The sequence below is a fragment of the Rapidithrix thailandica genome, from assembly GCF_039710355.1.
Classification (GTDB): Bacteria; Bacteroidota; Bacteroidia; order Cytophagales; family Flammeovirgaceae; genus Rapidithrix; species Rapidithrix thailandica.
Window position 1 is genome coordinate 191388 of sequence record NZ_JBDKWZ010000004.1, and the last position, 26330, is coordinate 217717.

The 26330-nt window shown below is 42.4% G+C and carries 24 protein-coding genes; 9 read left to right on the forward strand and 15 right to left on the reverse strand.

Annotation, left to right across the window (positions count from 1 at the left end):
• Positions 1 to 536 precede the first annotated feature (536 nt).
• The 3 genes from AAG747_RS08555 (at position 537) to AAG747_RS08565 (ending at position 3739) form a co-directional block, all read left to right on the forward strand.
• Positions 537 to 2804, forward strand: a complete 2268-nt coding sequence (locus tag AAG747_RS08555) for a PAS domain-containing sensor histidine kinase (RefSeq protein ID WP_346820739.1) — start codon at positions 537 to 539, stop codon at positions 2802 to 2804.
• A 249-nt stretch (positions 2805 to 3053) separates the two neighbouring features.
• The gene (locus AAG747_RS08560; protein ID WP_346820740.1) at positions 3054 to 3314 is read left to right on the forward strand and encodes a YtxH domain-containing protein; all 261 of its coding nucleotides are present in this window, start codon (positions 3054 to 3056) and stop codon (positions 3312 to 3314) included.
• A 164-nt stretch (positions 3315 to 3478) separates the two neighbouring features.
• Positions 3479 to 3739: a hypothetical protein gene (locus tag AAG747_RS08565; protein ID WP_346820741.1), complete on the forward strand. Its 261-nt coding sequence runs from the start codon at positions 3479 to 3481 to the stop codon at positions 3737 to 3739.
• Positions 3740 to 3952: 213 nt separating this feature from the next.
• Here the strand turns inward: AAG747_RS08565 and AAG747_RS08570 are convergent, their stop codons facing one another.
• The 3 genes from AAG747_RS08570 to AAG747_RS08580 form a co-directional block, all read right to left on the reverse strand.
• The gene (locus AAG747_RS08570) at positions 3953 to 5029 is read right to left on the reverse strand and encodes a peptidoglycan DD-metalloendopeptidase family protein (RefSeq protein ID WP_346820742.1); all 1077 of its coding nucleotides are present in this window, start codon (positions 5027 to 5029) and stop codon (positions 3953 to 3955) included.
• 86 nt (positions 5030 to 5115) lie between these two features.
• Positions 5116 to 6063 carry a thioredoxin-disulfide reductase gene (trxB, locus tag AAG747_RS08575; RefSeq protein WP_346820743.1) on the reverse strand — a complete coding sequence of 316 codons (948 nt, stop codon included), beginning with the start codon at positions 6061 to 6063 and terminating at the stop codon, positions 5116 to 5118.
• 140 nt (positions 6064 to 6203) lie between these two features.
• Positions 6204 to 6809 carry a beta/alpha barrel domain-containing protein gene (locus tag AAG747_RS08580; RefSeq protein WP_346820744.1) on the reverse strand — a complete coding sequence of 202 codons (606 nt, stop codon included), beginning with the start codon at positions 6807 to 6809 and terminating at the stop codon, positions 6204 to 6206.
• 370 nt (positions 6810 to 7179) lie between these two features.
• On the opposite strand from AAG747_RS08580, the gene AAG747_RS08585 reads away from it, so the two are divergent.
• On the forward strand, positions 7180 to 7494 hold the full coding sequence (locus tag AAG747_RS08585) for a thioredoxin family protein (RefSeq protein WP_346820745.1): 315 nt from the start codon (positions 7180 to 7182) through the stop codon (positions 7492 to 7494).
• 42 nt (positions 7495 to 7536) lie between these two features.
• Complete coding sequence (locus AAG747_RS08590; RefSeq protein ID WP_346820746.1) at positions 7537 to 7779, forward strand: DUF6952 family protein; 243 nt, start codon at positions 7537 to 7539, stop codon at positions 7777 to 7779.
• Positions 7780 to 7878: 99 nt separating this feature from the next.
• Here AAG747_RS08590 and AAG747_RS08595 read toward each other — a convergent pair whose 3' ends face one another.
• The 4 genes from AAG747_RS08595 to AAG747_RS08610 form a co-directional block, all read right to left on the reverse strand.
• Entirely contained in the window at positions 7879 to 8664 is a 786-nt protein-coding gene (locus AAG747_RS08595) for an amidohydrolase (protein ID WP_346820747.1), read from the reverse strand.
• Between the two features lie 138 nt (positions 8665 to 8802).
• Positions 8803 to 9759: a glucosaminidase domain-containing protein gene (locus tag AAG747_RS08600; protein ID WP_346820748.1), complete on the reverse strand. Its 957-nt coding sequence runs from the start codon at positions 9757 to 9759 to the stop codon at positions 8803 to 8805.
• A 278-nt stretch (positions 9760 to 10037) separates the two neighbouring features.
• Complete coding sequence (locus AAG747_RS08605; protein ID WP_346820749.1) at positions 10038 to 10913, reverse strand: universal stress protein; 876 nt, start codon at positions 10911 to 10913, stop codon at positions 10038 to 10040.
• Positions 10914 to 11176: 263 nt separating this feature from the next.
• Positions 11177 to 11992 (reverse strand): prohibitin family protein, encoded by an 816-nt coding sequence (locus AAG747_RS08610; RefSeq protein ID WP_346820750.1) that lies wholly within the window; start codon positions 11990 to 11992, stop codon positions 11177 to 11179.
• Positions 11993 to 12673: 681 nt separating this feature from the next.
• Here AAG747_RS08610 and AAG747_RS08615 point away from each other — a divergent pair.
• Together AAG747_RS08615 and AAG747_RS08620 are read left to right on the forward strand one after the other, a co-directional pair.
• Positions 12674 to 13003: a DUF3467 domain-containing protein gene (locus AAG747_RS08615; protein WP_346820751.1), complete on the forward strand. Its 330-nt coding sequence runs from the start codon at positions 12674 to 12676 to the stop codon at positions 13001 to 13003.
• Positions 13004 to 13032: 29 nt separating this feature from the next.
• Positions 13033 to 13887, forward strand: coding sequence for an alpha/beta hydrolase (locus AAG747_RS08620; protein WP_346820752.1), 855 nt, complete (start codon positions 13033 to 13035; stop codon positions 13885 to 13887).
• Positions 13888 to 14002: 115 nt separating this feature from the next.
• Here AAG747_RS08620 and AAG747_RS08625 read toward each other — a convergent pair whose 3' ends face one another.
• From AAG747_RS08625 to AAG747_RS08640, 4 genes are all read right to left on the reverse strand, one after another.
• Complete coding sequence (locus AAG747_RS08625) at positions 14003 to 17083, reverse strand: protein O-mannosyl-transferase family (protein ID WP_346820753.1); 3081 nt, start codon at positions 17081 to 17083, stop codon at positions 14003 to 14005.
• 257 nt (positions 17084 to 17340) lie between these two features.
• Positions 17341 to 17577, reverse strand: a complete 237-nt coding sequence (locus AAG747_RS08630) for a hypothetical protein (RefSeq protein ID WP_346820754.1) — start codon at positions 17575 to 17577, stop codon at positions 17341 to 17343.
• A gap of 81 nt (positions 17578 to 17658) precedes the next feature.
• Positions 17659 to 18039: a DoxX family membrane protein gene (locus AAG747_RS08635; protein ID WP_346820755.1), complete on the reverse strand. Its 381-nt coding sequence runs from the start codon at positions 18037 to 18039 to the stop codon at positions 17659 to 17661.
• 163 nt (positions 18040 to 18202) lie between these two features.
• The gene (locus AAG747_RS08640) at positions 18203 to 18655 is read right to left on the reverse strand and encodes a MarR family winged helix-turn-helix transcriptional regulator (protein ID WP_346820756.1); all 453 of its coding nucleotides are present in this window, start codon (positions 18653 to 18655) and stop codon (positions 18203 to 18205) included.
• 170 nt (positions 18656 to 18825) lie between these two features.
• Between AAG747_RS08640 and scpA the strand changes: the two genes are divergently transcribed.
• Together scpA and AAG747_RS08650 are read left to right on the forward strand one after the other, a co-directional pair.
• Positions 18826 to 20997 carry a methylmalonyl-CoA mutase gene (scpA, locus tag AAG747_RS08645; RefSeq protein WP_346820757.1) on the forward strand — a complete coding sequence of 724 codons (2172 nt, stop codon included), beginning with the start codon at positions 18826 to 18828 and terminating at the stop codon, positions 20995 to 20997.
• Between the two features lie 105 nt (positions 20998 to 21102).
• Positions 21103 to 21807: a hypothetical protein gene (locus AAG747_RS08650; protein WP_346820758.1), complete on the forward strand. Its 705-nt coding sequence runs from the start codon at positions 21103 to 21105 to the stop codon at positions 21805 to 21807.
• A 166-nt stretch (positions 21808 to 21973) separates the two neighbouring features.
• Here AAG747_RS08650 and AAG747_RS08655 read toward each other — a convergent pair whose 3' ends face one another.
• The 4 genes from AAG747_RS08655 to nth all read right to left on the reverse strand — a co-directional run bounded on the left by AAG747_RS08655 (position 21974) and on the right by nth (position 26295).
• Positions 21974 to 23431 carry a trypsin-like peptidase domain-containing protein gene (locus AAG747_RS08655; protein WP_346820759.1) on the reverse strand — a complete coding sequence of 486 codons (1458 nt, stop codon included), beginning with the start codon at positions 23429 to 23431 and terminating at the stop codon, positions 21974 to 21976.
• Positions 23432 to 23609: 178 nt separating this feature from the next.
• Positions 23610 to 24776 (reverse strand): methylmalonyl-CoA mutase family protein, encoded by a 1167-nt coding sequence (locus AAG747_RS08660; RefSeq protein WP_346820760.1) that lies wholly within the window; start codon positions 24774 to 24776, stop codon positions 23610 to 23612.
• Between the two features lie 104 nt (positions 24777 to 24880).
• Complete coding sequence (gene deoC, locus AAG747_RS08665; protein ID WP_346820761.1) at positions 24881 to 25543, reverse strand: deoxyribose-phosphate aldolase; 663 nt, start codon at positions 25541 to 25543, stop codon at positions 24881 to 24883.
• A gap of 74 nt (positions 25544 to 25617) precedes the next feature.
• Positions 25618 to 26295: an endonuclease III gene (nth, locus tag AAG747_RS08670; protein WP_346820762.1), complete on the reverse strand. Its 678-nt coding sequence runs from the start codon at positions 26293 to 26295 to the stop codon at positions 25618 to 25620.
• Positions 26296 to 26330 lie beyond the last annotated feature (35 nt).

Genomic DNA, 26330 nt, shown 5'->3' on the forward strand with positions numbered 1-26330 from the left:
AATTTTTTGGATAAGAAACTTTTTATTTTATGAAAGCCGCAAGATCTTAAGAATAGAAAAAATCGTTCGTTAAATTGCCTGATTCCACTTAGATAAAGAAAAGTATTTATAAATAACCGTTACTTTTGTATCCTGGCCCGAATAGCTGGAAAACATAAAGGTTCCTACTTCTTTTATTCTTGACTCACAGATCAACGTTGCTTTTTAATAGAAAGTAGAAGGGAGTATGTAAAACAATAGATTACAAAGGTTTTTGGGTAGAAAAGGGAGGTATTGAGAATACTTATTGTTAAAATATGCGAATGAAAATGGTTCTTCCATAGGCCTCTGTATTTTTGCGGGTCTTACTAAGTGCACATGAAGCAGGTCCTTAAGGTATCTTAATTGGTGGTTTACGAACGTTTGTTTCTATGTGTAACTATCCTGATATTAACAAAAACTATTCTTTGGGGTGATTTGATGCAAATCGCTTGATGCCATTCCGAAAGAATAAACCAAAACTTGAATTACGAATTAGCAATTGTCGCTGAGTTTAAATGGATCCAAAACTATCAAACTTAATTAGCCATCACGATACACAGTCCTGGGCTCACCCTCATGCCTACCTGGATTTTGAAGGGAAGGTAATTAGTATTGGTAGGCTCTCTGATGAGCTGATTACCCCTGTACATGAACAGCCAAGCCAAGGCGCCTATTTTCCTGATTACTTATATGTTGAGCATAGAGAAGAGTTTCTGCTTTGTTTTGCGAAAGCTAAAACCCAACAAACCCCACAAGTAAGCAAACTGCTGCTTTTGGAACAACCGGAGGAGTATTTGAGGTATAGTATCAGTCCTATTATTCACCATGGAGCCATGGTGTTTTTAGTGTTTTTTGAAAAAATTAAAATCCCTCTTCAACTCACCGAGACAGAGGGGGATGCTGCCCAACACCCGGTACAACCTTCTTCGGGCAGTACGATTGAAAAGCGCCTTGAATTTATTGCGAAGGCAACCCTGGATGGGATTTATGACTGGGATCGCCAACAAAGAAAAATTTGGGGAAATAAGGGCTTTTACCGAATGCTGGGTGTGGAGGAAGGGCAGGATGTGGACATTCAGGAATGGTGGACCAACCAGATTCATCAGGATGATCGCCCCTATTTGTTAGAAAAAATAGCCTGGACATTTCAACATAAATTGAGTAAAATCACTCATGAATACAGGATCAACCGCCCGGACGGCTCCTATATTTATGTGTTGGACCACGGTTATATCCTGTATAATCAAAAGCAGGAGGCAGAGCGGATTGTGGGGGCCATTACTGATATTACTCAGATGAAAGAGGCCGAAATCCAACTGAAGGCTTCAGAGGAAAAATTCAGAAGAACGTTTAGCTCTGCTCCGGTGCCGATTGCGATCTTCCGTTCCGATGACGGTTCGTTTGTGGATGTAAATGCTTCTTTCCTGGAGTTTTCCGGTTTCTCAAAACGTGAGCTGATCGGACAGTCCGCAGGGTCCTTAGGCTTGCATTTACTCTCCGGGAAAGGGAGTGAAAGTGCGGAAGACAATGTCGCCTTTGAGTTGAACTCTCAAAAGCGTTCCGAATTGGAATTTTCCACGAAAACCGGCGAGAAACGCTTTGTATTGGTTTCTTCGGAGTGGGTACAGATTGACCATGTGGCATGTGTATTAACCATGCTCTACGATATTACCGAACGCAAACTGGCCGAAGAGAAAATCTTGGAAAATCAGCGTTTGGTGAATTCGATTAACCAAAACCTGACAGAAGGGATTTACCGGACGGATGATTCCGGTAATTTTGTGTATGTCAATAAAGCCTTTATCGAGCTCTTTGGATTGAAAGAGCAGGAAGGGGGCACAAAAACCTCTTTTGGGGCGCTGTTTTCCGAAGGAAAAAAACACCTGGAGTTGTTAGGCAAATTGGCAAATGAAGGCTGTATAAAGGATGAGGAAATTAAAATGCTCCGGCAGGATGGAAGTCAGTTTTGGGGTTTGCACAGTTGTATCCTGTCAAAAGATACGAACGGTGAGGTCTTTTATGACGGAGCAATTGTAGACATTACCAATCGCAAACAATATGAACAATTGTTGGAGGATAAAAACGTGGAGCTGGAAAAAATCAATAAAGAACTGGATCGCTTTGTATACAGCGCCTCTCACGATTTGCGGGCTCCGCTCACCTCAATTTTAGGCTTGCTCAACATTGCCAAGTACGATGTAAAAGAACCCGTAGGTTTGAAATATCTCGATATGATCAAAACCAGTGCGGAACGTTTGCAAAAATTTATCAAAGACTTAATCAACTACTCGCGAAATTCCAGAACACAGCTTAATATCGAAGAGGTAAATTTCAAACAGTTGATTGACGAAACGTTTGAGGAACTGAAATTTGCCGGGGATTGGGACAAAATCAGAAAGGAACTTCATTTTCAGGAGCAGGATGGGTTCTATACGGATGCCTATCGCTTAAAAATGATTTTTAACAACTTGATTGTCAATTCTATCAAATACCATCGCTTCCGGCAAGAGGACCCCTACTTGTACATCGATGTTACCGTTAATCAGGACAAAGTGACCATTCTCATAAAAGACAATGGCCGGGGAATCTCACAAGATCATTTGGATCATATTTTCGATATGTTTTACCGGGCTGCAGAAGATTCGGAAGGTTCGGGCTTGGGCTTGTATATTGTAAAAGAAACGATCCACCGCTTGAAGGGAAGCATACAGGTAAGCTCAAAAGAAAGGGAAGGCACTCTGTTTACCATTGCTCTGCCTAATTTGATTTCGGAACTTGAATAGTTGCTGCCGACCTTCCCCATTTCGTTTTTATGAGTTATGAAATTTATCGTGTACGTTTTGCAACGGCTCACTTAAATTTTTAGCGAATTGTCCGATCTGTGAAAGAGCTTTAGGTGTATTGTATTGAAAACTTTCGAAAAGCTACTCATATTCGCTAGTTTATCCGAACTCTTGTGGGGATTTATTTCGTAATGTAAATAGAATTCACTAGATTGTATTATAGAATAAATAAAATTAACAGACAGTGTTATGAGCAATCACAATAATTTTTTCAATGTATTAGCGGCTGTTATCGTAGGTGCTTTAATTGGCGCTGTGTCAGCATTGTTGTATGCACCTGAAAGCGGCAAGAGAACCCGTAAAAAATTAAACCGCAAGTTAAGGGACATTAATGAAAACCTAGAGGATTTAGTTACTGACAGCAAGCACAGGATAGCATTAATGACTGAAGATGCCGAACACAATTTCTCTGATTTGGTAAAAAAAGGAAAGAAACTGGTAAATGGTTAATAAAATAATAATGCCTTTTTGCTGTATGTGAAAAGGCATTATTATGACAAAATATATAAAACTACTTTGATGGAGAAGGAGAACAGTAGGGTATGCCGTTTCTCCTTCTTTTGCTTTATTCAAATCATGTAATTGAAAATTTCACTCAAACAAACCGAATCATTATGTGTAACCGGAATAGCTTTTTTAATGTACTATTAGCCCTGTTTGTCGGAGCTTTTACCGGCATTGTGACTGCGATGTTTCTTACTCAGGATGAAGAAGAAGGAGGGGGGAATAAATTGAACCGGATTTTGCATGACATCAATGAAAAACTTGAAAGGCTGGTCAATCTGGGTAAAAAAGAATTGAAAAAAATGAGCGATCGTGTAGAAGATAAAGCCGAAGAAGTAATGAATAAGGGAGAATCTCTTTCGAACGAGTAGCTAATTAAAAAGCCTGAAAATGACCAATAAACCCTCTTTTTAGAGGTGAGAAGTTTTTTAAGGAGTCGGGTTAAGCAACTCTCTGCTTTGTTGAGCGCTATTTCTCATGATAGCGTACCAAGAACCTTAAAAAAAAGAGGTTTCAAATTAAAAAACTCCAGGGTACATGAAAATGAACCCTGGAGTTTTTTAGTTGCTTCGTGATTTTTTTGTTTATCGCACTCGTATTCTTCTGCCAACTCTTAAAGTCGTTCTTCTGGAAATGCCGTTGAGTGCACAAAGCTTTCCAATGGAAGTGCGATACCTGCGGCTGATTTTCCAAAGAGAATCCCCGGAGCGTATCCGGTGGTATTGTGCTTTGGCATTGGCAATTAAGCCCGAATAGACTTTGGGGTTGATGGTAAATTCTTGGGCCAGTAATTTTTTCTCTCCGAAGTCAAACATATGTTTGGGGTTAAAAGCATGGCCTTTATACCGTACTTCAAAGTGCAAATGCGAACCTGTACTACGTCCTGTGTTGCCACCCCAGCCAATCAGCTCTCCGGCTTTTACTTGGTCACCTACTTTTACCAGTCTTTTGTTCAAATGCCCATAGAGCGTTTCCAAACCATTGTCATGACGGATCAGCACATAGTGGCCATATCCACGGTAATTGTACTTGGAAATCCTCACCACCCCGTCAAAGGCGGAAAAGACAGAGTCTCCTACTTCCAAATCCAGGTCGATACCATGGTGCCAACGGTACCAGCGCCTTCCGAATTTGGATGTCACCCGGGTCGTTTTCAAAGGAGCTGACCAGGATGTTTCCTTTTCCAGATCGAAAAGAGCGATTTTTACCGTATCGCTAAAGCTGGCAATGCTATAGGGGTAGGGGTTGACATTCTGTGTGTCCCAAATGGCGAAGTAATCTTCATTGTTGAGGTAGCGAAAGGGGATAGAGACATTGGGACTGATGATGACCGCATCTTCCAGGCACGCTTCGTTTTGTGCATAAGAATCGTGCATGGAAAAGAGGTTGCTTTGAAAAATGTCCTCTTTTTGAGATTCGTCACATTGGGTTCCGTGTTCCCATACCCATTCCGGATTGTAATAGGTAGAGTCAGCATGTAACCGCTTCTGTATCGCCTTTATAAGTATATCCGCTTCGGTATCAGAATGTGAAAGGAAGGATGGTTTTATATAACTGGCCGGGTTGATTTGCTTTTGTGCCAAAAGCATTGAACAAGAGCCCCAAAAGACCCACATCAAAACCAATAACCTTTTAGGAGTTGGATTAAAGTTCAGCAACATAGATAATTGTTGTTGTTTGAAGTTTGCAAAAGTAATGAAAAAAAGCTATCTGTGAAAGATAGCTTTTCAAAAGTATTCTTTGCAAATTATTCTTCGTTAACTAATTCTTTTGCAGCCAGGTATCTTTCGGCATCCAAAGCCGCCATACAACCGGAGCCCGCAGCGGTGACAGCTTGGCGGTAAATATGGTCCTGAGCGTCTCCACAGGCAAATACTCCTTCCAAATTAGTACGGGAACTCCCTGCTTCAGTGATCAGGTATCCGTTCTCATCCATATCCAATTGCCCTTTGAAAATATCCGTGTTAGGTTGATGGCCAATGGCTACGAAAAATCCGGTTGCCTGTATATCTCTTTCCTCTCCGGTCACATTGTTTACGACTCTTACGCCTTCTACCTCCTCTTTTCCCAGGATTTCTTTGGTAGAAGTATTCCAAAGAACCTCCAGGTTTTCGGCATTTTTTACGCGTTGCTGCATGATTTTAGACGCCCGCATTTCATCTCTTCTCACCAACAAGTATACTTTTTTACAAAGTTTTGCCAAGTAGCTGGCCTCTTCGCAGGCCGTGTCACCACCTCCTACAACCACTACATCCTGGCCTCTGTAGAAGAAACCGTCACATACTGCACAGGCAGAAACTCCTTTGCCATTCAGCCTTTCTTCGGACTCCAAGCCTAACCATTTAGCGGAAGCACCGGTAGAAATAATGACCGTTTCGGCGATCACTATGTGCTTTTCGTCTACCGTGACTTTATGGGCACCGGGGTTGAATTCCACATGGGTAACATAACCCGTCCGGACGTCACAGTCAAAGCGCTCCGCTTGTTTTCTGAAGTCTTCCATCATCATGGGGCCTTGTACTCCCTCTGGGTAACCTGGGTAATTTTCTACATCATTGGTGATGGTTAACTGGCCTCCGGGTTGATCCCCTTGATACAATACAGGTTTCATTCCGGCTCTTGCCGCGTAAATACCTGCTGTATAACCTGCCGGGCCTGATCCGATGATCAAACATTTTATCTTCTCTTCTGCCATTGTCTTGTGTTTTAAAAATATTCCTATGTGCGTTTTTTGTATAAATAAATATCAGAAAAACGTATAAACATGTCGAAGGGTTTCCAGTTTGAACGTGTTACATTTTTTGAACAAATTCAGCCCTTAAATGTTTTGACAAATTAATCCTCCAGTTCAATGGATTCCAACAAATCGGCCAATTCGTCAAAATTGTTGTAGCCTACTTTGATTTCCTCACTGCTTTGAAGCACGATCCCTTCGGGATTTACCGTATCCAAAATAGGGTTCAGGTTTTGCAGATCAAAACGGTACGCTAAAAAGATGCGGAATTGCTGACAAAGTTGAGCGATTGCAGCTTGGTCAAAGTTTTGCTGCGCTCCGAAATCCAAAATGAAAAAGGCAACTTGGGTATGGTACAAACTTAAATGAGTCCTTAATCCTTGTATATTGTCAAACTGCTCTACTGGTACTTTATAAATAATAGGAGTGTCAGAGGATGCAACTGAAGCAAGTTGGGCTTCCTGAGAGATTTCGATATAATCCAGTTGGAATCCGGAAAGATCGGGCGTTTCTTCGGAAGAAATTTCTCCGACTGCCTGAATCCCTGATAACCAACCCATAATTTCCTGAAAGTCCTCCGGGTTGACATATTGAGGGTGTACAGGATCTACCGGGATGCCCATCATTTCCACTCCCATACCGGCACAGTATCTACCATTATGAAGGTTTGAGACTCCACTAACTTTAACTCTTGTTCTCAACGCCATAGCTATGCTGATTTTTTACTGCGCAAAGGTGGAAAAAATATTAGATTTATCATTAAATTTCCTTTATCAATTTGTGAGCACTTGCTTTATGTTGTTGTGTGCCTCCTCTTTTTTGCCTACCGGATTTATCCTGATTTGCAAAGTTAAGCGAATGCTATAGAAGTTCTTCGTGCCTGAAAAGGTATTTGAGGTTTTGTGATATTCGGAAAGGAATGTTGTATTTTTGTGCTTTTGTTTTCAGTGAGATACATTCCTATTGGGTATCTTTGGCCCGGTTTAATTTATCCTCTAGGCGCTGCCTTTTATTTTGGATAAATTTGTGAGTTAGTGTTAATTTTAAAGTCGAATTAATCAATTAAAACTAAATATTATGGCAGTAGAAATAGCTACGGATAGTACATTTAATCAATTCCTGGAAAAAAATGATAAGGTAGTGGTAAAGTATTTCGCTAATTGGTGTGGAAGCTGCCGCCTTTTCAAACCGAAATTCAAAAGATTGTCAAACGATGAACGCTTTGAAGGGGTGACTTTTTTGGATGTGAATGCTGAGGAAAACCCGGAGGCCCGTAAAAAAGCCGGAGTAAATAATTTGCCCTTTTTTGCGGTGTTTAAAAACGGTGTTTTGGTAGAAGGAGTACCTACCAGTAAAGAAGACGCTGTGGTGGAACTGCTTGGAAAATTGTAGTTTTTTTTAATATTGAAATAGAAGTTTAAACGAGGTTATTGTATGAAAATACCTGTTATCAAAAAGCTTGTAGAGCAATATACAATAGAAGAATTGGAAAAAGCTGAGGCGGCACTTGCAGAAGAGCAAACTCCCGAAATTGTCATAGAGGGCAGTGATGAGGGCGAGCAATTGACACATGCATTTGCTGCGATGTGGATTAAAAAGAAAGTGGATGAAGAGAAGTTGGAGTTCAAAGAAGCTCTTCGGGAATATACGAAAATGGTAAGAGGATCGATCAGTTAACTACTCGAGCATAATGCTTGTCCATGGCAATGAAGCTGTGTATGAAAAAGCCACATACGATGAACATGTGGCTTTTTCATTTCTAGGTACAAGAGGGCGTTATGGTTGTATATGAAAACGGTCACTGTCCAGATGTGCCGGAAACTTCTGGCGAAACTGCATTAATTTTTCCCCGCTGAGGCTGATCGTCCGTACACAATCTTCCGCTCGTAAATCCTCTACTAGTTCTCCTTTAAAATCGTATGCTTTTGAATCTCCGGCATATGTAATTCCTTTTCCATCGATGCCGATCCGGTTCACACCCACGGTGTAGCAAAGGTTTTCAATAGCACGGGCTGGCAAGAGGCAATTCCATGCATTGGCCCTGGCTGCCGGCCAGTTGGCAAGGTAGATCAGACAATCGTAGTTTTCCGCAGGAGTGGAACGGCTCCAAACCGGAAACCGCAAATCATAACAAATCAAAGGACAGACTTTCCAGCCGTTGATTTCTTCAATGAGTTTTTGGGTGCCTCCGGCATAAGTCTTGTGTTCTTGAGCCATCCGGAAGAGGTGCCGCTTGTCATAAAAGGAATAGGAACCGTCCGGACGCATCCATATCAGCCGGTTAAAGTAATGACCGGCATCCACAACAATATAGCTACCAACCACCACCGCTTGGCTTTGTGCCGCCATTTGCTTCAGCCACTTAAAGGTTTGTAAGTTTATAGGTTCGGCCAGTTGGGCGGCATTCATGCTAAAGCCTGTAGAAAACATTTCCGGCAATACGATCAGATCCGTACTTTGAGGCGTAATTTGCCAGAAAAGCTCCTCAAAATGTGCCAGGTTGGCCGTTTTGTTTTCCCAGTGTAATGCGGTTTGGATCAATGTGATTTTTAAATCAGCCACAGAGTTGAATGTAAAATGAGTGAATAAAACAATTCCAGAAAGTATAAAGATAAGATAAGTGCTTCAATAAGCCATTCCACAAAAAAACCTCCGATGATTCGGAGGTTTTTGACCCAAAGGGTGAAACTTAAATAGGTTCTAAAATAAACTAAACTGACCGGGAAGTTTCTTTTTCTTGCGCAGGTGGATTTTGTCTCCTGCTTGTATTTTAGAACCGTACCACATCTGGTTTTTCCGGAGTAGGTGTTCGAATTGAATGCCATAGCGTTGAGCAATGCCATACAAGGTTTCCCCTTTCTTTACAAAATGATACTCGTTGCCTTTGGCCGCTCTGGATCGCTTTCTTTGTAAGTAAATAATTTGTCCGGGAATTAGCCCGTCTCCTTTGCCTAATTCATTGTAAAGCTCCAGGCGTTTTACGGACAGTTCAAAGCGTGCCGCCAGACTTTCTTTGGTATCTCCTTCAGCCACAATTACCGCCTCCAGTCCATTGACGGAAGTCGTTTGTGAGGAAGAACTAAGAGGAGGAGAGTCAATATTTCCCGAGGGTGGGGTGACAGGGGTACCACCTGATTGGGAAGCATTGTCGTATTGGCTTAGGTTATAACGTTCGATAATATCGATGAGCTTCCGGGCATAGGTACGGCTTGTAGCATATCCGGCTTTTTGCAAACCCTTGGCCCAGCCTTTATAATCAGTAATTCGTAATTGAAACAAGTGTTGGTACCTCGAACGGGTAGATAAAAACTCGGCATGATCCATATAGGATTCCAACACCGTATTATACTTCCGGAAGCATTCGTTTCTCCGGTCGTCATTCATTCTCATGGACTTTCCTTTCCAATCATGGCATTTAATCCCAAAGTGGTTGTTGGCTTTGCGGGCAAGTGTGCTATTTCCAAAACCTGACTCCAACATCCCTTGGCTAAGGGTGATACTTGCGGGGATTTTTTTTAGATACATATTTTGAATGGCCGCATCTTTAAATGTATTGATGTAGCTCTCCGGAGTCATTCGGTTGGAGAGTTGGGCTTGACCTTCCAAAGATGCAAATGTTATTACCCACCAAAAGATCAGTGCAAAACGTATCTGCATTACTTTCATCGGTTTAATTGTTAAAAGAGTTATCCAAACTCATAAATTTTTGACAAAAATTCCGTCTTACGGATTATTTTCAGTTCAAAGAAACAAACTATTTGTCAAATACGAGTCGACTTATCTTTTAGGTTTCAAAAATTGTCCCGGAAAGCAGAGGAGGTGATAGCCAAAAAATATAAAAAAACCAGCTTCTACTTTGAAGCTGGTAGGATATTTATACCTTTTATTGAAGCATGTTCAGAAATCTACCGACTGAGAAAGTTGATAACGAGGGATTATTCGTGTTGGTTGAAAGTTAACACAGAGCGCTTGGCGTGATTGGCCACTTTCTCCGCAATACTACCATATAAGAGGTGAGCGAGCCCGGTTCTGCCATGGGTGATCATCGAAATCATATCGGCATTGATGGAATTGCTGAATGCCCGGATGCCATGTTCCGTACTGTTGTCTTTGTAGGTATTGATCGTGTATTTTTCCAATTGAAATAATTGCGCAAACTCTTTCATTCTTTTTTGAGCTTTGTCTTCCATCGAAAGGCTTTTGATGACCGTCAGCAAATGGAGTTGGGCATCAAAGATTTCTTGTAGCATTTTCAGTTCTTCTACCGCTTCGCGATTGATTTTTTTGAAATCCGATGCAAAGACAATTTGCCCCATTTGTGGGTGTTCCGCACGGTTTTTTACGATAAACACCGGCTTTTTCACCTTGCGGATAATTTGTTCGATCGTAAGGTGTATCGCATGATCTTCCAATTGCGAACATTGAGAGGCAACCATGATCAAGTCCGCTTCGTTTTCCGCAATAAACGTTGCCAGTTTTTTAGATTTATTGTCAAAAATAATCTGCTCCTGGATCGTAACCCCTGCGTCAGAATAACGGTTGATCAGTTCGCCAATGCGGTATTTGACTACTTCCAATAATTTATGGACATAGTGATCGTGCAAGCGGCTGTCTGTAGCACCACCGATTCCGGCTCCCCCTACGGAACCAATGCCACTGCCAAGCCCTCCGCTAATGGCCGGGGGAACATCTACCACATGAAACAAAGTGATCTTGGCATTTCGCTTTTTGGCAATGGATACAGCAAGATCTAAGGCATTATCAGCTTCTTCGGAAAAGTCGGTGGAAACGAGAATAGTATTTATTTCCATGATTTTTTGGTGTTTATGAAGTAATTATTAAGGTATAATGTAAGGGATATTTGGAAAATGTACAAAAAATACCCGCTGATTTGCCTGTAACAATTGTTAATCCATTGGTGTATGCCAAGAAAGGATGTGATTTTTTTAATAGAAAGGAGTAAAATAGGGGTTGAAACTGAAGTGCATTCAAAAAGGCATTGTACACCAATGCCTTTTTGAGTTTTTTATTATCGGGCCAAGTCATGGCCATTACCTTTTTTGGATACTTCTTTTTAATTGCCAAGAATGACCGGAAGTCCATCTTTGCCGCTACCGATGATAATGACTTTGGAGTTAGACGAACTGATCAATTCCCGGGTAGCTTCAATCCCCCGCATTTTCAAGAGGTTGTCTGTCAGACTACTGTTGATGATTTGGTTGGCTTTAGCTTCCCCTTCGGCGGCAATCCGTTTACGTTCTGCTTCACTTTTCTCTTTTTCCAGTTTAAACGTATAAGCCAAAGCCTCTTGTTCCTGTTGCAGTTTATTTTCAATAGCTTGTTTGATCTGCTCCGGCAAGCGGATAGAACGGATCAAAAGGGTTTTCATTTCAATATTGTTACCGGTGAGTACATTATGCGTTTCGGCTTTAATGGTGGTTTCCACTTCACCGCGCCGGGTTGAATAAATTTCCTCTGCGGTAAACCGGCCCATTACCTGCCGGACAGCAGAGCGGACCTCCGGAATAATTAATGTAGTGGGGTAAGACACTCCGAAGGATTCGTGCAAAAAGCCAATCCGGTCGTAGATGGGGTGGTAACGCACAGTGACATCCACGGCAATGGATAGCCCGTTTTTATCCAGAACGTCCATCGTTTCTTCTATTTGTTGTTCTTTTACATTGTAATTGATGAAAGAATTCCAGGGGGCGATGATATGAAAACCGGGGATAAGCACATTTTCTTTATCCAATCCTCCGCCAAATTTTTTAAAAATGACGGCTCTTTGTCCCGGTTGAAGCGTGTAAAAAATATTATTTGAAAAATAAATAATCAGTATTAAGGCCACTGCGCCTCCTACAATCAGGGGTAATAGGTTTTTGTTTTGCATATCTTCCAGAGTTTGCTTTGGTGTCTGTATTTACAATATTTTATTAGGTAATAAAAACCGCCTTCGACAAAAATTACATATATTCTTGTTTAATAAAACAATCGGCTCTTTTTTCTTTTGAAATGGAGTGAAATTCTCTTTTTTTCTTATTGAAGTGAATTAACCTTTTTCTTTTTGCTGAAAAATGTTTCAAAAACGCCTCCTCTGTGTTACTTTTTTCAACAATAGCTTTGGCTATTCTCTTCAAAAAGTGCCTTGATAAGCCGGTTTTGATTCCATTTTCGGTCAAAAACTAATAAGTGTAAACCACTTCATTCTCAGCTCTTACCTGTTCTTTTACGTTTACCTTGCTTTTCGTATTTAATTTTCTAAGATGAATTTAATGATTTTCGATAATATTCGCCAGAAGGAAGGCCAGTGTTTGATTTCATCCGCTATAAGTCTCCTCTTTAGAGGATTCCCGGATTTTTATTCTTGTAAGTAAAAATATACATTATTATTTCTTAATTTAACTATGCAATGATAAGAGTGTATGTACCTCGGAAAGGTTTCTTAAGTAGGGGTTGTCTGCATTTTTTGGAGGAAGCGTTCCCCCTCACTTTTATCGTGGGTTTAAAGTATAAAAATCAAACTCCTATATTTGCGGAGAGCAAATTTCCACTTAAATAAATTTGATGAATTATGAGTAACGACTCAAAGAATCCAGAAACACAACAGAATCAAATCAATATTGAATTAACAGAAGAGATTGCGGAAGGCATATATTCTAACTTAGTAATGATAGCCCATTCAAATAGTGAGTTTGTCGTTGACTTTATTCGTTTGATGCCGGGGGTGCCGAAGGCCAAAGTAAAATCCCGGATTGTCATTACTCCGGAGCATGCCAAACGCTTGTTGAACGCCTTAGCGGATAATATTGAAAAGTACGAGAGTAATTTTGGAAAAATAAAACAAACCGAAGAAGCGCCTAAATTCCCGATGAACTTTGGGGGAACCATCGGGGAAGCATAACCCGGAGCAGGCGATAGATATCAATACATATGACGACATTCCAATTTGACTGGCAGACCGGAGACCGGCTAAGCCTGAAAGGGCAAGGATGGATACCTGAAGACACTCCTAAAGCGATCCTCTGCCAAGTACATGGCTTTGGAGAACATATTGGCAGGTATGAACACGTAGCCGCCTATTATACCCAAAAGGGCATCGGGATGGTCGGGTTTGATTTGAGAGGGCATGGCCAATCCGGCGGACTCAGGGGCTACGTAGCGCAATACGATGATCTGATTGCCGATATCAGTCAATGCCTGGCTTTGTTGCATGAAAAGTTTGAAGGAGTGCCCATCTTGTTGAACGGACATAGTATGGGGGGTAACCTGGTGATGAACTTTATTATGCGGTATCAACCGGAGTTTCTGAAAGGGGCAATTATTACCAGCCCTTGGTTGCGCTTGGTTCGCCCTCCCGGAATGATCAAGCGTTTTTTGGCGGATTTGATGAATATCATTTATCCGAAATATGGAGAAAGTGCCGGCATAGATACTACCGTACTTTCTTCCGATCCGCAGGTAGGGGAGATGTACTTACAAGACCCCTTGGTACACAGCCGGATGAGTGCCCGTTTATTGACCGAAATCACGCGGGGTGCCGATTATGTTGTGAAGTTTGCCGGAAAAACCCGCTTTGCTTTCCCGGTGCTCATGATGCATGGTAAGGCAGATCAACTGACTTCTCACTTGGCTACAGAAGAAGTAGCCAGTCAGCTTAACGGACAAGTGACCTTGGAACTATGGGAGGGGATGAGGCATGAGTTGCATAATGAAGTGCAGAAAGATGCCGTATTGGATAAAGTATATGCCTGGATTTCTCAGGAAATATTAAATCAAAAGGGATAAATAAAGTTATCTGCCCCCGATCCTCTCTGGAGAAGTTTTAATGAATCTTTCAGACAAACAAAATACCCGCCTGGTTAACCAGGCGGGTATTTTGTTTGTGATCTACACGAGTCGATTATCGCAACACTCGGGCATATTTGATAAATACCTCATTGTATTTTTGCGCAAGTTCCAAGTACATTGTTTCCTCTTCCTGGGCTTTTTTCAGTTGGGTTTCCAGAGAAGCATCTTCCTGGTTGACTGAAATTTGCTCATTCAAGGCTTTTACTTTGGCACTGGATTCTTCACTTAAATCCCTGTAAAGCAAGGCCAGTTGGTTTAATACCAAGAAGCTTTTTTGCTGGATCATTGACAGCATACCATTACGCCTGTCCGTATTGATCAGGTATTCCAAGTTTTCTTCTGACCTTTTGGAAATGATTTCCGCTATTTCGGAAGCTTTATGATGATTGCCCAAGCGGTGGTACAGGTCAATATAACGCGGCATAAAGTAACTATAAGGAATGGTTGCATCCGGAATTTTGATCAAGGCAGAATCCAACGTTAGTAATGCCTCTTGATCACGGCCTTCTAAGTACAAGGCATTGGCCAGACGGTAGAAACTGTTCCGGGTATTGGCACCGAACTTTTTATACTCTTCGTCATTGTATGTATTCGGGTCGTCAAAGCCGCGGAATTCAAACTCGCTGATGTTTTGTTTCATCACTTCAATGTTCACTTCACCTACCTCTCCGGATTCTTGTTTTGCCCGCACAGGCATCAGGCGGTAAGCCATTCCTTCCAATTGTAAGTAAGGGCGCAAGTCCATGGCAATGGTGTTGGCCGAAGTGTTGTTGAAGTAAATCGGTCGTTCCCAGTTGTTATGTGAAAGAATGTCCAATAAGGCCAATTCATTTTTCATAATCGCTCGTTGCCCCGGTTTCAGGGTCCAGATCATGCGGTCAACCAGGCGGTCTTCTTTGTCTTTCGGAATAAAACCTTGTTTCAACACATTCTCTTTATCAACGTCCAAGTAGAAATTTTTAGAGATCAATTTGGCATTGACAGAACCGTCAGCATAACGTTCCAACACATCAGGATGCTTGTTATCAATATAGTTGACATATGTTTTTACATTTACAGCTCCTTTTACCCTTGGGTCTTCTACCAACAGCAAGTAGTCGTTGGTGCCTGCCAGGTAATTGTTTGGGTTCATTTTGATTGGCAATGGCTCAGACTCATAGGTCTGGTGACGCATTTGGTCAATGTACCAGTCCGTACTAAAGTAACTTAATACCACTACACGTACATCCGTACGGAAACCTTCCACATTCTGTACATACCAAAGAGGGAAGGTATCATTGTCTCCACCGGTAAACAGGATGGCGTTTTCCGCACAACTTCTCAAGGTATTTTTAGCTTGGTCAATGGAATGCCAACGGTTCGAACGGTTGTGATTATCCCAACCATTAGCCGCCATAATGCCCGGTGCCATTAGCCCGATAACCGTGGCAATGATTCCGGCCAGTTTGGCATTTTTTAATATCTTATTAAAGGTATCGGATAAGAAAAAGACTCCGAATCCAATCCATATGGCGAAGACATAATAGGATCCTACATAAATATAATCCCGCTCGCGGGGTTCTACCGGAGGAGAGTTGAGGTAGAGTACCAAGGCCAAGCCTGTTAAGAAAAACAACAGCATGGTAACCCAGAAGGTCTTTTCATTGCGAACATATTGGAAAAACATTCCCAAAATACCGATAATCAACGGGATGCAGTAAAAATTGCTCCAGGCCTTACTATTGGCAATTTCACTGGAGACGTCACTCTTGCTGTCCCAAGGCATCAAGAAGCCCGCATCTTTGTCATCACCCTCTCTTCCGGCAAAATTCCACATAAAATAGCGGAAATACATATGGCCAAATTGATAGCGTAACAAGTAAAACAAGTTGTCTCCCATCGTAGGTTTTTCCCCTTCCCGCAGGCCTATCCACTCACGGTACAAATCGGGGTGTCCTCCTTGGTTACTATAGATACGGGGGAGTAAAATTTTATCTTTTTTACTGTATTCTACTTCGGTTCTGTAATCGTAAATTTCGTATTTGTCTTCTCCTTTGCGGTATAGCGGTTCCCCTTGAGTAACACTGCTTCTTTGTGCTTCATAAGTGGGGCCGTAGAGTAAAGGACGGTTTCCGTATTGTTCCCTTTTCAAGTAAGAAACGAAACTGATCACATTTTCCGGGTTGTTTTCATCAATCGGAGGGTCAAAGTTAGACCGGATAATGATAAGCATATAACTGGAATACCCTACCAGAATAAAAGCCAAACACAATAAAACCGTATTGTAAATGAGTTTTTGATGCTTTTGAGTATAGTAAATTCCATAGATTACGGCAGACAGGAAGATGACACTAAAGAAGATGATTCCCGAGCGGAAAGGTAATCCAAGGCTATTTACAAAGAAGATCTCAAAGGACCCGGCAATGGAAGGTAAACCCGGAATAATGCCGGAATTAATAATACCCACAATCAATAAACCGGCTCCTAAAGTCAGGATAATGCCCTTAGGCGTAGGGTTTTCATTTTTCTTAAAGTAATAAATCAAAGCCAGGGCCGGGATGGTGACCAGGTTGAGCAAGTGTACCCCAATGGACAAACCCATCATATATGCAATCAGAATCAACCAACGGTTGGCTGCCCGTTCGTCTTTGATATGTTCCCATTTCAAAATCGCCCAGAATACAAAAGCCGTAAAGAAAGACGACATGGCATATACTTCGGCTTCAACGGCTGAAAACCAAAAAGAATCGGAAAAAGTATAGGCCAAGGCTCCCACGGCTCCTGCCCCCATCAGTTGTATGGTTTGAGCCAGTGAATATGTTCCGTTGACCGGTTGAATAATTTTACGGCCTAGCAAAACAATCGTCCAGAATAAAAACAGGATGGTAAAACTACTGGAAAGTACGGATTGTATATTGATCCAGTAAGCGACCCGTTCCACATCGCCAAGGGCCAGAAAGGAAAAAAGCCGGCCGATTAATAGGAAGAAAGGCGCTCCGGGAGGATGCGGAACCATTAATTTATAGGATACGGCAATGAATTCACCACAGTCCCAAAAACTGGCTGTTTCCTCTACAGTGACCCAATACACAAGGGTTGCTATGGCAAATATCACCCATCCGGTGAGTTTGTTAATCTTTTTGAATTGGTTCATTGTGAATGGTTAACGTGTTTATTATCTGTAATTTGAAGCGATACACTGGGTGGCGAAAATAGTAAATTATCCCTAGAATCATACTGTTAAAAATTGATAAAAATCATGAAAAAAGCTTTGAAGAAGTGAAAAAGAGGGCATTTTTCAGAAGATAGGTATCAATTTTCAGGAGAGAGTGAAACAATACAGACGCAATGTTTTTGTGTCTTTTCAAAGAGGAGAAAAATGCTCGCGAACAAAGTGCCTATACTGGCCTTTCACGCTACACCTATCCACATCCTTACTTCCCTGATTTCTTTATTTTCAAAAAAAGACGGATACCTGTTGTTGGTATCCGTTATCAAAAATAAGAATATGAAGTGAATTAACCTTTTTCTTTTTGCCAAAAAATGTTTCAAAAAGGCCTCCTCTGTGTTACTTTTTTCAACAATAGCGTTAGCTATTCTCTCCAAAAAGTGCCTTGATGAACCGATTTTGGTTTCATCTTCGGTCAAAAACGATAAGTGTAAACCACTTCTATATTTACCTTTTGTCTTTTATAGGCAAAAGTCAGGTTTTTCTTGTATCAAGAGGGTTTATTTCACAGCTAATATAGCCTGTAATTGTTCTTTACGGTTGAGCAGAATATACAGGTTGGCAATTAATAATACAATGGTGAGGGCAATGCTTGATGGCGCTAAAAAGGCATGTGTCAGGAAAATGATCAGCGTAACGGGCATGGCTACTACAGCTGCTGCATAGACAAATCTTCCTGCAAGCAATAAGGCGCCAGTAGCGATTTCAACAATCGCAATCAAAGGAAACATGAATCCGGTAGCGATCAAAGCCCCGATGAAGTTAGCTTCTGCTTCAGGCATTTCCGGTAAAGGAATAAATCCAAAAAACTTATTTAAACCGAAGACAAAGTAAATGAGTCCCATCACAATGCGTAATCCGATTTCAATTTTTCTTTTCATAATGATTAGTGTTTAGACTTTATATTACATGTAATGTATTTGGGTAAAAAAAATGAACAGTATCTAAGTGATTGTGAATTGCTGAGAGTAGGTATACGTTTTGTTGTGGGAGTGATCTCTCCGGTACCCTAAAAGGATTAAACGAAAGATGTTCTGAATTTAATTACTGCGTTCTCAGGCGGTCCATCGCCTCTGATATCAACTCCGCTTCTTCCTCTCCCCAGGTCTGTAAGATCGTATCGAATACAGAAAGTGTTTCATCCAATTGGCTCATTAAGTCCAGACCATTTTGAGAAATTCCAACATAAACCACCCTGCGATCTTCAATACACCCTTCACGAATGACTAATTCTTGTGCAATCAGTTTGTCCACCAAACGGGTCATATTCGGCGTTTTATAAAGCATTCGTTCTTTGATGCTGTGCACCGTTAGTTTGTTAGGGTGCGATCCTCGTAAAATCCGTAGCACATTGTATTGTTGAGGCGACAGTTTATAGGGCTTAAGAAGCTCTGTTTGTTTGCCCATAAACCAGTTTGCCGTGTACATCATATTTAATAAGGCTTTGATTTGTGGGGATGAAAACGTTTCCTGTTTAATACTCTCTTCGAATTTCATACGGCAAATATAGTTTACATGTAAATTAATTACAAGTAAAATTTAAATAGCCTTCCACTATTTTACAGGAAAACTTCCCGATTGATTGGTGGAGTTCTTTTTATTGTTTTATTTAATGGGAAAAAGACAAGCAACAAGCAACCAATAGACAACAGCCAAAATTTACATGAATGAAACCCGATTTTAAATCCATATCTTTTGATAAACTGTATAAGAAAAGCAAGCCTCAGGTCGGAAGGTCTTCGATATGGCGCACTCCCGAAGCCATTGAGGTGCCTGCGCAGTTTACACAAAAGAACCTGAAAAATTTCGAGCATTTACAGTATGCGGCAGGGATGTCACCGTATTTACGGGGGCCTTACTCTACCATGTATGTGATGCGTCCTTGGACCATCCGGCAATATGCCGGGTTTAGTACGGCGGAAGAGTCCAACGCTTTTTACAGACGCAATTTAGCGGCCGGGCAGAAAGGGTTATCGGTTGCGTTTGACCTTGCCACCCACCGGGGGTATGATTCCGACCATCCGCGGGTCACCGGAGATGTGGGAAAGGCCGGGGTAGCAGTGGATTCGGTAGAAGATATGAAGATCCTGTTTGATCAGATTCCGTTGGATAAAATGTCGGTGTCCATGACCATGAATGGTGCCGTAATTCCCATCATGGCTTTTTATATTGTGGCGGCAGAAGAGCAAGGCGTAACCCCGGAGCAACTTAGCGGTACCATACAGAACGATGTGTTGAAAGAATTTATGGTACGGAATACTTATGTGTATCCTCCGAGGCCCAGTATGCAGATTATTACGGATATTTTTGCTTATACAGCCCGCAAAATGCCCCGTTTTAATTCCATCAGTATCAGTGGCTATCATATGCAAGAGGCCGGGGCAACCAACGATCTGGAATTGGCCTATACCTTAGCCGATGGTTTGGAGTATATCAAAGCAGGTTTGCAATCGGGTATGCAAATCGATGATTTTGCGCCCCGTTTGTCTTTTTTCTGGGCGATAGGGATGAATCATTTTATGGAAATTGCCAAAATGCGGGCCGGACGCTTGCTTTGGGCCAAGATTGTCAAACAATTTAACCCTAAAAACCCCAAGTCGTTGGCTTTGCGTACCCATAGCCAAACATCCGGATGGTCTTTGACTGAACAAGACCCTTTCAACAATGTAACCCGCACCTGTGTGGAAGCGATGGGAGCGGCCTTAGGCCATACCCAATCCTTACATACCAATGCCTTGGACGAGGCCATTGCCTTGCCAACCGATTTTTCCGCGAGGATTGCCCGGAATACCCAGCTGTTTATTCAACAAGAAACGGAAATCTGCCGTACGGTGGACCCTTGGGGAGGGAGTTATTATGTGGAATATCTCACCCATCACCTGGCCCGGAAAGCCTGGGCGTTGATCCAAGAAGTAGAAGACTTGGGAGGAATGGCGAAAGCCATCGAAACCGGTTTGCCCAAAATGCGAATCGAAGAGGCTGCGGCCAAAAAGCAAGCCCGGATTGACTCGGGGAAAGATACCATAGTAGGGGTGAATAAATACCGTACAGAAGAGGATATGGAAATCGAGCTCCTGGAAGTAGACAATACTTTGGTCAGAGGTAAACAATTAGAAAGACTCAAGGAAATAAAAGCAAATAGAGAGGAAACGGCCGTACAAGCCGCTTTGGATGCGTTAACGAAATGTGCGGAATTGAAAAAGCAAGAAACAACCGACCCGGCAAACGATGAACAGAACTTACTGGCTCTGGCCGTGGAAGCTGCCAGGCAAAGAGCCACCCTAGGAGAAATCTCCAACGCAATGGAATCGGTATTTGGTAGGCATAAAGCGGTGATCCATTCGATTTCCGGGGTGTATTCCAAAGAAGCCGGAGAAGATAAAAGCTTTCAACAGGCTATGGAACTCTCGGATAAATTCGCTTCAATAGAGGGACGAAGGCCCAGGATTCTGGTTGCGAAGATGGGACAAGACGGCCACGACCGGGGAGCCAAGGTGATTGCTACCAGTTTTGCCGATTTGGGTTTTGATGTGGATATCGGCCCTTTGTTTCAAACGCCTGAAGAAGTAGCCAAACAAGCGGCCGAAAACGATGTGCATTTGATCGGTGCCTCTTCTTTGGCGGCCGGACACAAAACCTTGGTGCCTCAATTGATCGAAGCGTTACGGAAAATTGACCGGGAAGATATTGCCGTGGTGGTCGGTGGGGTCATCCCTCCGGCGGACTATGATTTTCTGTTTCAGGCGGGTGTATTGGGTGTTTTCGGGCCGGGAACGGTGATTGCCGAAGCGGCTATTGATATTTTGCAAAAAATGATTCAGGCATACGAGAATGCATAAAAATACCTGCATGGAATTTTAATAGACATCAGGTATTCCGAAGTAAAGCTTTTTTGCCATCGGGGAATACCTGATTAATTTTTGATTTAACATTAAAAACGAAAAATGAAAAAACTAACGATTCTCATCGTCCTGATGACACATGCCTTTTGGAGCCTGGGACAACCGCAAAATAGAATTCCTGAAAATTACCAATTGGTGTATTCGAACGATTTCCGGAAAGCGAAAAAATCCGATTTCTATTTTACCGATGAAACCGCCTGGCGTCTGACCAAAGTAGGGGAGAACCGCGTGTTGGCATTAGTCGGCCAAAGTGATTACCAACCGAAAGTACGCTCTCCTTTTAACATTGCATTGATTAAAGATTTGTTGTTGGGAGATTTTGTGATGGAAGTAGAACTCTGCCAAACCGGAAAAGAGTACGGACACCGGGATTTGTGTTTGTTTTTCAATGTAAAAGATCCCTCCGATTTTTACTATGTGCATTTGGCAACCAAGCCAGATCCGCATGCACATAATATTTTTCTAGTCAACGATGAACCCAGGGTCGCCATCGGCAAAAAAGTATCCGGAGGAGTGGATTGGGGTACCACTACGGAGTGGCATAAGGTGCGTATTGAACGAAACGTAAAGGAGGGTACCATCAAAGTGTATTTTGGCGATATGGATCATCCGGTTATGGAAACGGTCGATACACATTTTGACCAGGGGCGGATTGGTTTCGGCTCGTTTGATGACACGGGCATGGTAGACAATGTGAAAGTATGGGCCCCAAAACAATTGGAGAAAAGCGAAACTTTTTTTGATTGAAAAGAAGTTTGTAAACAGGTTTTTTTAAAAAATTAGGACTTCGATGAAATATCATGAAAAAAGGCACCTCAGAAAGGCGCCTTTAGGAATTAAATGTTTTCGCATGTTAACCAAATGTATTAACTGATTCTATTACGTTGGAGGAGGTAGAGTTATTGTAGATTTTTTAGAAATAATAGGAATAAAATTTTCTTCTGCCTGATGAAGTCAAAATTTCTACAATGACCCTGCCCCGTATTTTTTCCAAAATATTACTGAGTTCTTCGGCTGACTGGATTTTATAACGGTTGATTGACAGGATAATATCTCCTTTTTGCAGTCCCATTTGATAGATCAAGCCTCTCTTTACTTCCTGCACCCGGATGCCGTTTTCAATATTCAGGCGGGCTCTTTCCAAAGTAGGTACGGTTTCAAAGACTGCCCCCAATTTTTCAGCATCAAAAGTCATGCGTTTGGTAATGCCGGTAGTTCCGTCAATATTGGTAAGGACCAATTCTTTGTTCAGGCGTTTACCCTTGCGGTTTACTATCACCTTCACCGTATCACCGGGAGTATAATAACTGAGTTTTTCGTCAAAGCTGGCTTGAGAATGAATGGGATCTCCGTCCACAAATAAAATCACGTCACCCTTTTCCAAGCCTATTTGTTCCCCGGCTCCTCCGCTTTCAACATTGGTTACTACCACTCCATTCATAGTTTGCAATTGGAGTTCTTGTGAAAGCTGATCGTCAATATCCGAAACTTCCACACCCATAAAGGCTTTTTGCACAATACCGTATTGCTTTAAATCCTCGACCACTTTGACCACAATGTCCGAAGGAACGGCAAAGCCATAGCCGGCATAGGTACCCGTACGGGAGAGAATTGCGGTGTTGATTCCCACCAATTCTCCGTCAATATTCACCAAGGCTCCTCCACTGTTGCCAGGGTTAATGGCTGCATCGGTTTGTATGAAGGATTCGATAGGGAAGATATCTTTCAAGATATTGATTCTCCTTCCTTTGGCGCTGACGATTCCGGCCGTTACCGTAGAGTTAAGGTTAAACGGGTTTCCTACAGCCAGCACCCAGTCACCTACCTGAACATTGCGTGAGCTGTTTACTTGAATAGCCGGCAAGTTATGGGCCTCAACTTTTAACAGTGCCAAATCGGTGGAAGGGTCGGTCCCGATTAATTCGGCTTCATAGGTCTTTTTTTGGTACACTACCTCGATTTTATTAGCATTGTCTATTACGTGGTTATTGGTGACGATATAGCCATCTTGACTGAAAATCACGCCCGAACCCGAGCCTGAAACGACTCGTTCGCTCATACCCGGTCTCCGGTCAAAGAAAAGGTCAAACCAACTGTATCGTTGGTATTCTTGCGATGCATACGTTTTGATATATACGACACTGTTAGTGCTCACGGTAGAAGCCTTGACAAAGTCAACACCGGGAACGTCCTTCGAGGAACGGGGTTCGGTAGGCGGTAGGTAAGCCTGATTTAGTAAGTCCGTACGGAGCGTGTCTTTGGCAGTATGCACCAGGGGGGTAGTTGTTTCCGGTTTGAGCGTATCGTACAGATATGCTCCGGAAAATCCTGCTACCAGACTTAAAGCAACACTGGCTAGTATGTTTTTCATGAGGGCTTGCTGTTTGTTTTTATTCAAAATGTCAGTCGATGCCTGACAAATGGGTTTCAAAAGTAGAAAAGATTTTACTTGGAACAACGCCCGTCAGACCTTCAGGTTGGGCAAAAGGGTGTTAAAAAAAGCTAAAACGCGTTAGTTGGTTGGTTTCTTACTTTTGAATACTTCTTGTTCATAGCATTTCCTGAAACCGGCTCCAGGCTTTTTCGGCAATTTTATAACTTAAGGTTTCCAGGTAGTAGGAGCCGGCAGCCGGGTCTGCAACTTTGTCAAAATATGCTTCCTCTCTCAAGACCGTAGAAACATTTCTGGCGATCCGGCAGGAAAAACGATTATTGACCTTTAGATCCGCATCATGAGGCGTTACGGTCAGGGCGTTACAGCCGCCTATGATTGCCGACATGGCTTGCGTGGTATTGGCAAGCAGGTTGGTGTAATGCTCTTCTTCCGTGGCATAGTCGGTCCGAATAGAAGACCGCACATGTAAATACACACGGTGAGCCGGATAATCTTTCACACCGTATTCTTTAATCATTTCATAGAATAAAGTGCGCAAGGCCCGCAAGCCTGCCATCTCAAAAAAGTAATTATTCGATACCGGAAAGGAAAAGCTTATATGAGGAACAATATGCTCAATTTGGCAGCCTTGATCGATCAAGGTGTTCAGAATAGTGGTCGCTTTAAAAAGTAGTGTCGCTACCCTTTCGGAAACCGTGTCAGGTAGAGTTGGAAGGTTTATCGGGATAAATCTTAAGGAGGAATCCCGGGCCGGGCTGTTCATCAAAGCTTTGATATCATCCGGTGACGGAGTCGTAGAAGTATGGATACAGCCGTTCAATTGGGTCACCTCCTGACCGGTTTGAGTGATATAACCTAAATATTCTTGAACAAAATTTTTGAAACCCTCTTTCAATAAAAATGAAATGCCACAATATCGGGTTTGTATTTCAGCGAGAAGCGTGGAGAAGTCGATTGGTGATGCGTAAGCGGAAAGGTTAAAAGCAATGCCATCGGCACCATTGTTCAAGGCTTCCAGTGCCATTTGGTTGGCCTTCTTCAGGTCTTCTACAACAATCTCGGGGCGGTTTTCCCATTGTCTCGCGCCTAATGGGACTTGTGCTGTATTAAGGTCTTGATTTTGAAACCGTTCGGGGGTACTTAATTCCCGTAAGTCTTCTTGCGTATAGAACGGTTGAAGGGTAAAACCCTCAGTTGTCTTCCAAACTAATTTTTCCTCAAAGTCCGCTCCTTTTAAGTCTTTATTGATTTTTTCCAGCCATTCACTTTTGGCGATGGGTGGAAACTCGGTAAATAATGGTTCTGAGTCGTGTTTATTCATGTTGGATGATTGTTTATTGGTGATTATCAGTAGGTAGTATAATACTGCCAGCAAATGAGGCTTACCCTTTCATAAGTTGCTGCGGCTTTCTATGTAGTGATTAATTAGGTTGCCTCATTCATGATATTTACCCCCGAAGAAGTTCCTATCCGGTCAGCCCCGGCTTCAATCAATGCCACGGCCTGTGCATAGGTTTTGATCCCTCCTGAAGCTTTAATCCCGACTGAATCCGGCAAGCAAGTGCGCATCAAACGGATATCCTCCACTTGAGCGCCTGAAGGGGCAAAACCGGTGGATGTTTTTACAAAATCGGCTCCGGCATCAGCACAAAGTTTACATGTGGTAATGATTTCCTCCTTGGAGAGGTAAGCGGTTTCGATGATGACTTTCAAGAAAGCATCGTTTTCATGAGCCAGCTTGGAAAGCTGGGCGATTTCCACTTTGGGCCAATGGGTATCTCCCGATTTAAAAGCAGACAAATTCATGACCATATCCAGTTCATCGGCTCCGTCGGTAAGGGCTTGCCGGGCTTCTGCTACCTTGGCCTCGGAATGTTGGTAACCCAAAGGAAAGCCAATGGGGGCGACTACTTTGGTAGAGAATTGTCGCAAATCCCGTTTCACTTTCTTGACCCAGAAAGAAGGAACACATACGCCTAAAAACTGATACTGTATGGTTTCTTTCACCAATTGCTCCATATCCCCCCGTGTGGCAGTAGGCGTTAATACGGTTTGTTCCAGATATTGATTGACCTTTTTCATTTTCATTAGTTAAAACAAAAATTCGTTTCAAGTTAAAGTTAGTAATCAATTTTCAGATATCCGTAGACCTTCCGGACGGATCATTTCTTCTTTTTTGCTGCTTTTTTCTTCAAACTGTTAGGCGTTTCGGAAGGGCAAGGTTTTCCTAATGCTTCGCAAACAGGGCACTCATCGTGTTTGGGGCTGCGGGCGGTACAAAATTGGCGGCCAAAAAAGATGATTTGCAAGTGCAGCTTATTCCATTCCTCTTTGGGAAACAGTCGCTTGGCATCTTTCTCCGTACGTTCCACACTGCTACCGTTGGAAAGACCCCAACGGTACATAATCCGGTGAATATGCGTGTCAACCGGAAAAGCCGGAAAACCGAAACCTTGTGACATCACTACGGAGGCGGTTTTGTGCCCCACTCCGGGAAGCTGTTCTAATTCATCAAAGGTTTGAGGAACCTCGCCTTGGTATTTGTCAATCAGAATTTGGGAAAGTGAATGAATGGCCTTGGACTTGGTAGGGGAGAGGCCGCAAGGCCGGATGATTTCACGGATTTCATCTACGGTCAATTTTACCATGTCGAACGGATTGTCCGCTCGCTTGAATAGCGTGGGGGTAATTTGATTAACTCTTTCATCTGTACATTGGGCCGATAGCAAGACGGCTATTAACAAAGTGTAAGTGTCTTTGTGATTTAAAGGGATGGGAGTTTCCGGATAGCTTTCTTGTAAGGTTTTGCTGATAATATTAACTTTTTCCTGTTTGGTCATTTTGTGTTTTTCCTGTTTTTAAATGGATTAATGCT